At 69.7% G+C, this 7,665-nt stretch carries 6 protein-coding genes; 2 read left to right on the top strand and 4 right to left on the bottom strand.

The genetic code is table 11. The annotated features are described in order from the left end of the window. Together ACZ4SA_RS02985 and metG are read left to right on the top strand one after the other, a co-directional pair. Positions 1–1,159 (top strand): VWA domain-containing protein (locus ACZ4SA_RS02985; RefSeq protein ID WP_468269157.1); only part of this gene is annotated, 1,159 nt, incomplete at its 5' end. Between the two features lie 121 nt (positions 1,160–1,280). Beyond that, positions 1,281–2,888: a methionine--tRNA ligase gene (gene metG, locus ACZ4SA_RS02980; protein WP_468269155.1), complete on the top strand. Its 1,608-nt coding sequence runs from the start codon at positions 1,281–1,283 to the stop codon at positions 2,886–2,888. 118 nt (positions 2,889–3,006) lie between these two features. Here metG and aspS read toward each other — a convergent pair whose 3' ends face one another. From aspS to ACZ4SA_RS02960, 4 genes are all read right to left on the bottom strand, one after another. Next, a complete protein-coding gene (aspS, locus tag ACZ4SA_RS02975; RefSeq protein ID WP_468269153.1) occupies positions 3,007–4,779 on the bottom strand; it encodes an aspartate--tRNA ligase in 1,773 nt (590 codons plus the stop codon). A 195-nt stretch (positions 4,780–4,974) separates the two neighbouring features. Continuing rightward, positions 4,975–6,042 (bottom strand): AI-2E family transporter, encoded by a 1,068-nt coding sequence (locus ACZ4SA_RS02970; protein WP_468269151.1) that lies wholly within the window; start codon positions 6,040–6,042, stop codon positions 4,975–4,977. A 66-nt stretch (positions 6,043–6,108) separates the two neighbouring features. Then, positions 6,109–7,083, bottom strand: a complete 975-nt coding sequence (locus ACZ4SA_RS02965; RefSeq protein ID WP_468269149.1) for a pirin family protein — start codon at positions 7,081–7,083, stop codon at positions 6,109–6,111. A gap of 123 nt (positions 7,084–7,206) precedes the next feature. Next, on the bottom strand, positions 7,207–7,659 hold the full coding sequence (locus tag ACZ4SA_RS02960) for an SseB family protein (protein WP_403857040.1): 453 nt from the start codon (positions 7,657–7,659) through the stop codon (positions 7,207–7,209). Positions 7,660–7,665: the final 6 nt, after the last annotated feature.

Raw genomic sequence — 7,665 nt, 5'->3', positions numbered from 1 at the left:
CACGGACACCACCACCGCGGAAGCCGACGCGCCCGACGCGGCCGAACCCCAGGCAGAGGCCACGGACACCACCACCGCGGAAGCCGACGCGCCCGACGCGGCCGAACCCCAGGCAGAGGCCACGGACACCACCACCGCGGAAGCCGACGCGCCCGAGCCGCAGAACGAGCCGGAGCCAACCCCCGACACGGAGGCCGTCGCGCCGGACGCACTCAAGCCGCAGAACGACGCCCCCGCCTCTGGCGCCACAGCCGCGGAGGCCATCGCCCCCGACGCGCCCGAACCGCAGAACGACGCCCCCGCCGCGGAAGCCGACGCGCCCGACGCGGCCGAACCACAGGCAGAGGCCGCGGACGCCACAGCCGCGGAAGCAGTCACGGCCGACGCCGCGAGCGGGGTCGACCCGGCCGAGCCGCAGGCCGACGACGCCGACACCACCGTGGACGCCCCCGTCGCGCCCGACACCGACGCGGCCGACACCCCCGCCGAAGGCGGCGGCGGGCGAGCCGCCGTCGGGGTCGCGCGGGTCAAGGCGCGGGCGCCGCACATCGTGGACGCGTACAAGGCCGCCGGCGCCGCCCTCAAGAAGGCACAGCTCACCGGGGCCCGCGCACGGGTGTACCTCGTGCTCGACCGGTCCGGCTCCATGCGCCCCTACTTCAAGGACGGCAGCGCCCAGCACCTCGGCGAGCAGGCGCTCGCACTCGCGGCCCACCTCGACGCCGACGCGACGGTCGATGTCGTGTTCTTCTCGACCGAGATCGACGGCACCGGCGAGCTCACCCTCGACTCCCCCGAGGGCCGTGTCGACGAGCTGAACGCCGGCCTCGGCCGGATGGGGCGTACCAACTACCACCTCGCCGTCGAGGAGGTCCTCTCCCTGCACGCCAAGAAGAACACCGGCGCCCCCGCCTTCGTGATCTTCCAGACCGACGGTGCCCCGGAGTCGAAGACCGCCGCCACCGCAGCCCTCGCGGCCGCCGCCGACAAGCCGGTGTTCTGGCAGTTCGTCGCGTTCGGCGAGCACGACGCCAAGGCCTTCGACTACCTCCGCAAGCTCCAGGCCGGCAACACCGCGTTCTTCCACGCCGGCCCCGCGCCCCGCGAGCTCCCGCACGCCGAGCTGTTCACGGGCGTCCTCGGGGCCTGGCGCCCGTAGACGCGCCCGTAGGCGCGACGCCTCCTCGGTGACGTCCTGGCGGGAAGCCCCGCCCGGACGTCACCGGGGGCACGCGGAACGCGTGTGAGTCGATCTTCCGGGGCCCGATAGGATTTCGACCATGGCGGCCACTGGATCCGAGAAGCAGGGGGCGACGGCGTACTACGTCTCGACCCCCATCTACTACGTCAACGACGCTCCTCACCTGGGCCACGCCTATACGACCGTCGCAGGCGACGTGCTCACACGCTGGCACCGTCAGCGTGGCGAGAAGGTGTGGTACCTCACCGGCACGGACGAGCACGGTCAGAAGATCATGCGCACCGCGGAGGCGAACGGCGTCACGCCCCAAGAGTGGTGCGACAAGCTCGTGGAGGAGGCCTGGAAGCCCCTCTGGGAGCACCTGAACATCGGACACGACGACTTCATCCGCACCACGGAGAAGCGGCACACGGACCGTGTGCAGGAGTTCGTGCAGGACCTCTTCGACAAGGGCGAGATCTACAAGGGCGGGTACGAGGGCCCTTACTGCGTGGGCTGTGAGGAGTACAAGCTCCCCGGCGACCTCGTCGAGGCCGAGGACGGCACCAAGCTGTGCCCGGTCCACAAGAAGCCGGTGGAGATCCTCAAGGAGGAGAACTACTTCTTCAAGCTCAGCGAGTACGGCCCGAAGCTGCTGGACTTCTACGCGTCGAACCCGGGCTTCATCCAGCCCGAGTCGGCCCGCAACGAGGTCGTGAACTTCGTCAAGCAGGGCCTTGAGGATCTCTCGATCTCGCGCTCGACGTTCGACTGGGGCGTCCCGGTGCCGTGGGACGAGAAGCACGTCATCTACGTGTGGATCGACGCGCTCCTGAACTACGCGACGGCGGTCGGCTACAACGAGAACCCGGAGAAGTTCAACGAGACGTTCCCGGCGAACGTCCACCTCATCGGCAAGGACATCCTGCGCTTCCACGCGGTGGTCTGGCCGGCGATGCTGATGGCGCAGGGCCTGCCGGTTCCCGGCAAGATCGCGGCCAACGGCTGGCTGATGGTCGGCGGCGAGAAGATGTCGAAGTCGAACCTGACCGGCATCAAGCCGCAGGACCTGACCTCGCACTTCGGTGTGGACGCGTACCGCTGGTACTTCCTCCGCGCGATCGCGTTCGGCCAGGACGGTTCGTTCTCCTGGGAGGACTTCACCGCCCGGTACACCTCCGAGCTCGCCAACGACTACGGCAATCTCGCCTCCCGTGTGGCGGCGATGGTCGGCAAGTACTTCGGCGGCGCGCTGCCGGAGGCCACCGCCGCCGGTGACGCGGAGAAGGCGGTCCAGGACGGGCTCGCGAAGGCCGTCGCGGAGGCCGACCGGAAGATCGGCGACGAGCTCGACTTCCAGGGCGGCATCCTGGCCGTGTTCGACTTCGTGAAGCAGGTCAACGGCTACATCACGGAGCAGGAGCCGTGGAAGGTGGCCAAGGACGAGTCGCCGGAGGGCCAGGCGCGTCTGGCGACGATCCTCTACACGGCGGCCGAGTCGCTGCGGGCCGTCGCCGTCCTGCTGAACCCGATCATGCCGGAGACGTCCCAGAAGTTGTGGGACTCACTCGGTGCGGAGGCTCCGCTGGGCGCACTCGCGGACCAGAAGGTCCAGGAGGCGGGCGACTGGGGCCGGCTGCCGGCCGGCGCGACGGTGACGAAGGGCGCGGTGCTGTTCCCGCGTCTGGAGGAGCCGAAGAAGGTCTGAGGGCGTCGTAGACGCTCAGGGGGCCGGGACCACGACGGGGTCCCGGCCCCCAGAACGAGGAAGGACCCCGGAACCTCACGGTTCCGGGGTCCTTCCTCACGACGGGCTCCGGCGGGTGCTACTCGCCCGGCTTGGCGACCGGCTTGCGCAGCGCGAGGTTCAGCTCGCGCAGGCGGGCGTCGTCCAGCTCGGTCGGGGCGCCCATCAGCAGGTCCTGCGCGTTGCCGTTGAGCGGGAAGGCGATCGTCTCGCGGATGTTCGGCTCGTCGGCCAGGAGCATCACGATGCGGTCGATGCCGGGGGCGATGCCGCCGTGCGGCGGGGCGCCGTACTCGAAGGCGCGGAGCATGCCGGCGAACTCGTGCTCGACGGTCTCCCGTGCGTAGCCCGCGATCTCGAACGCCTTGAACATGATCTCGGGCTCGTGGTTCCGGATCGCGCCGGAGGAGAGCTCGACGCCGTTGCAGACGATGTCGTACTGCCAGCCCAGGATGTCCAGCGGGTCCTGGGTCTCCAGGGCCTCGAGACCGCCCTGCGGCATCGAGAACGGGTTGTGCGAGAAGTCGATCTTGCCGGTCTCCTCGTCCTTCTCGTACATCGGGAAGTCGACGATCCAGCAGAACCGGAAGACGTCCTCCTCGAAGTGGCCGGCGCGTTTGGCCGCCTCGACGCGGACCGCGCCCATGATCTTGGAGACCTCGTCGAAGTCACCGGCGCCGAAGAAGACGGCGTGGCCGGGGGCGAGGCCCAGGCGCTCGGTGAGGACCTTGACGTTCTCCTCGGTGAGGAACTTGGCGATCGGGCCGGTGAGCCCGCCGTCCTCGCCGACACGGACCCAGGCCAGGCCCTTCGCGCCGTGCTCGACCGCGAAGTCGCCGAGGCCGTCGAAGAACTTGCGCGGCTGGTCCTGCACGGACGGCACGGCCAGCGCGCGGACGTGCTTGCCGGCGAACGCCTTGAACTCCGAGCCCTGGAAGACGTCCGTGATGTCGACCAGTTCGAGCTGCGCCCGCAGGTCCGGCTTGTCGGAGCCGTACTTCAGCATCGCCTCGCGGAACGGGATCCGCGGGAACGGGGAGGTGACATGGCGGCCGCCACCGAACTCCTCGAAGAGCTCGGTCATCAGCTTCTCGATCGGCTGGAAGACGTCCTCCTGCTCGACGAAGCTCATCTCGACGTCGAGCTGGTAGAACTCGCCCGGCGAGCGGTCGGCGCGGGCGTCCTCGTCGCGGAAGCAGGGTGCGATCTGGAAGTAGCGGTCGAAGCCGGAGATCATCAGCAGCTGCTTGAACTGCTGCGGGGCCTGCGGCAGCGCGTAGAACTTGCCGGGGTTCAGGCGGGACGGGACAACGAAGTCACGCGCGCCCTCGGGAGAGGTCGCGGCGAGGATCGGGGTCGCCATCTCGTTGAAGCCGAGCGCGGTCATCTTCTGCCGGATGGCGGAGATGACGGCAGTGCGCAGCATGATGTTGCGGTGCATGCGCTCGCGGCGCAGGTCGAGGAAGCGGTACTCGAGGCGGCGCTCCTCGTTCACGCCGTCGTCGGCGTTGATGGTGAACGGGATCTGCTTGGCGGCGCCCAGGACCTCGACCTCGGCGGCCTCGACCTCGATCTCGCCGGTGGGCAGCTCGGGGTTGACGTTCTCGGCGCCGCGGGAGACGACCTTGCCGTCGACGCGGACGACGGTTTCCTTCGTCAGCTTGTCGAGAACCTCGGCGGCCTTGGTGCCGGGCCGGGCGACGAGCTGCGTGATGCCGTAGTGGTCACGCAGATCGATGAAGAGGATGCCGCCCAGGTCGCGCCGATTGTGCAGCCAGCCGCTCAGCCGGACGTCGGTACCGACGTCAGAGGCGCGGAGCTCGCCGCAGGTGTGGGACCTGTACCGATGCATCGTCGTTCATCCAGTCTTGAGCGTTCGGGGGACACAACCTGTGCAAGGTTACCGCCCGGCACCCGCGGAGCCCATTGACATGGGCGCGACGCCGCCTGACCGCTCCCGGCGGCCGGGATGTGTGCGGACGGCGAGCGGCGTGGGGCGAGGGCCGAGAACCAGTCGATCCGGTTCGAGCTTGATCCGGTTCGAGCTCTACACCTCGGGGCGGCCGGCACCCGGGGTGGGGGCGTAGCGGGCGCGCAGCTCGCGGACGACCCCGAACGCGGCCGCGGTGACCGGCACGGCGAGCAGCATGCCGAGGATGCCCGCGAGGCTCGCCCCCGCCGTGATGGCCAGCAGCACCACCGCGGGGTGCATGTGGACCGTACGGCTCTGGATCAGCGGCTGGAGCAGATGCCCCTCCAGCACCTGCACGGCGAGCACCACTCCCAGCGCCCACAGCGCGATGACGACCCCGCGGTTGGCGAGGGCGACCAGGACGGCGACCGTTCCGGAGATGAACGCGCCGAGGTAGGGGATGTACGCGCCGACGAAGACGAGGGCGCCGAGGCCGACCGCGCCCGGCACCCGAAGGATCAGCAGCCCTGTCGTGATGCAGGCCGCGTCGATCAGCGCGATGAAGGTCGTGCCGCGCATGAAGCCCTCGACGCCGCCGAAGGCACGGCGGGCGATCGCCTCGAGGAATTCTCCGTTGTCACCGGGTGCGAGGGAGCGCAGCGCCGTGACGGCCCGGTCGGAGTCCCGCAGGAAGAAGAAGATCAGCAGCAGTGCCAGCACGGCGATCGCGATCATCTCGCTCACCACGCCGAGCCCGGAGATCACACCGGACGCGGCGGTTCCGCCGAAGTTGCCGAGCAGTTCCCTGGCCTTGGCCGCCAGGTCGTCGAGAGACGTTCCGGCGGCGCCGAAGTGCCGGGACAGATCGGCGGCGGCCTGCCGCAGTGAGGCGATGATCTGGTCGCCGGTCTCCACCAGCGCGCGGACGACGACGTAGACGGCCCCGCCGACGACGGCCACCACGGCGACGCAGGTCAGGCCGGCGGCCAGCGACTGCTGCACCTTCATCCGGATCAGCCGCCGGTACAGCGGCCCGAGCAGCGCGGTCCCGAGGAGCGCGAGGAGTACGGGCGTCACAGCGGTCTGGAACGTGATGACGAGCCAGATCGCGACGGCCGCGACACCCGTGACCAGCAGCGCGACGAGGCACCATGCGGCAAGGCGCCTCACGGACTCGGGCAGCAGCGGCTTCGACGGGGGCACAGCCCCCAGCCGACCACGGCTGCCCGGGCCCGTCCCGCCCACTCGGTCCGCACGGGTGACGCACCGTCAAGCGGAGTCGTCGACCTGCATTCCGTGGACGGCGGGGACCGTGCCGAGGCGACCCCGCTGGAAGTCCTCGAAGGCCTGCCTCAGCTCCGCCTGCGTGTTCATCACGAACGGCCCGTAGTGCGCCATCGGCTCCCTGATCGGCCGTCCGCCCAGCAGCACGATCTCCAGGTCCGGCGCGTTCGAGTCCTGCGACTCGTCCGCCCTGACCGTGAGGGAGCCACCGTCGCCGAAGACTGCCGTCCGGCCCGTGCGGACCGGCCGCAGCTCCTGGCCGACCGCGCCACGGCCCGCGAGGACGTACGCGAGACCGTTGAAGTCCTCGCGCCACGGCAGCGTGATCTCGGCGCCCGGGGCGAGGGTCGCGTGGATCATCGTGATCGGGGTGTGGGTGATGCCGGGGCCCTGGTGCCCGTCGAGCTCACCGGCGATGACGCGCAGCAGCGCGCCACCGTCCGGGGAGGTCAGCAGCTGGACGTGGCCGCCGCGGATGTCCTGGTAACGGGGGTCCATCATCTTGTCGCTCGCGGGCAGGTTCACCCACAGCTGGAGCCCGTGGAAGAGACCGCCGGACACGACGAGCCCCTCCGGCGGCGCCTCGATGTGCAGGAGCCCGCTTCCGGCGGTCATCCACTGCGTGTCACCGTTCCGGATGGTTCCGCCGCCGCCGTTGCTGTCCTGGTGCACGAAGGTGCCGTCGAGCAGGTACGTGACGGTCTCGAAGCCGCGGTGCGGATGCCAGGGCGTGCCCTTGGGCTCGCCGGGCGCGTACTCCACCTCGCCCATCTGGTCCATCATGATGAACGGGTCGAGGTACTTGTAGTTGATCCCGGCAAATGCGCGCCGCACCGGGAAGCCCTCCCCTTCGAAACCGCTCGGCGCCGTGGTCACGGCGAGCACGGGTCGCGCGACGGCATCGGCGGGCGCGGCGACGCGCGGCAGGGTGAGCGGGTTCTCGACAGTCACTGCGGGCATGGCGGACCTCCTTGTGCGACTTTAGTTGAAGAATTAACTTCTCGCCAGCGCCAACGAAGAACGCCCGGGAGGAATTCCTCCCGGGCGTGAGAAGCAACGGCCGTGCGGCAGCGGCGTCAGGACTCAGCCGTACATCCTGCGCATGGCGAAGTCGACCATCTGCTCGACCGCCTTGGCGTCGAAGACCATCCGGTGCTCACCCTCCATGTCGAGCACGAAGCCGTACCCCGTCGGCAGCAGGTCGATCACCTCGGCGCCGGTGATCACGAAGTACTTCGACTCCTTGCCGGCGTACCTGCGCAGCTCCTTGAGCGAGGTGAACATCGGGATGACCGGCTGCTGGGTGTTGTGCAGAGCCAGGAAGCCGGGGTTGTCACCGCGCGGACAGTAGACCTTGGAGGTCGCGAAGATCTGCTGGAAGTCCTCGGCGGACATCGACCCCGTCGTGAAGGCCCGCACCGCGTCGGCCAGGGACGGCGGCGACGGCTCGGGATACAGCGGCTGCTCCCCGTAGGAGGGCTGCTGGGGCACGTACTGCTGTTGCTGAGCGCCCGGAGTCTGGTCGTAGCCGTACATGCCCGC

The organism is Streptomyces sp. NPDC027962 (genome assembly GCF_055566095.1).
The sequence above is the reverse complement of the archived record's forward strand: the minus strand, read 5'-3'. Positions and strand labels throughout refer to the sequence as shown.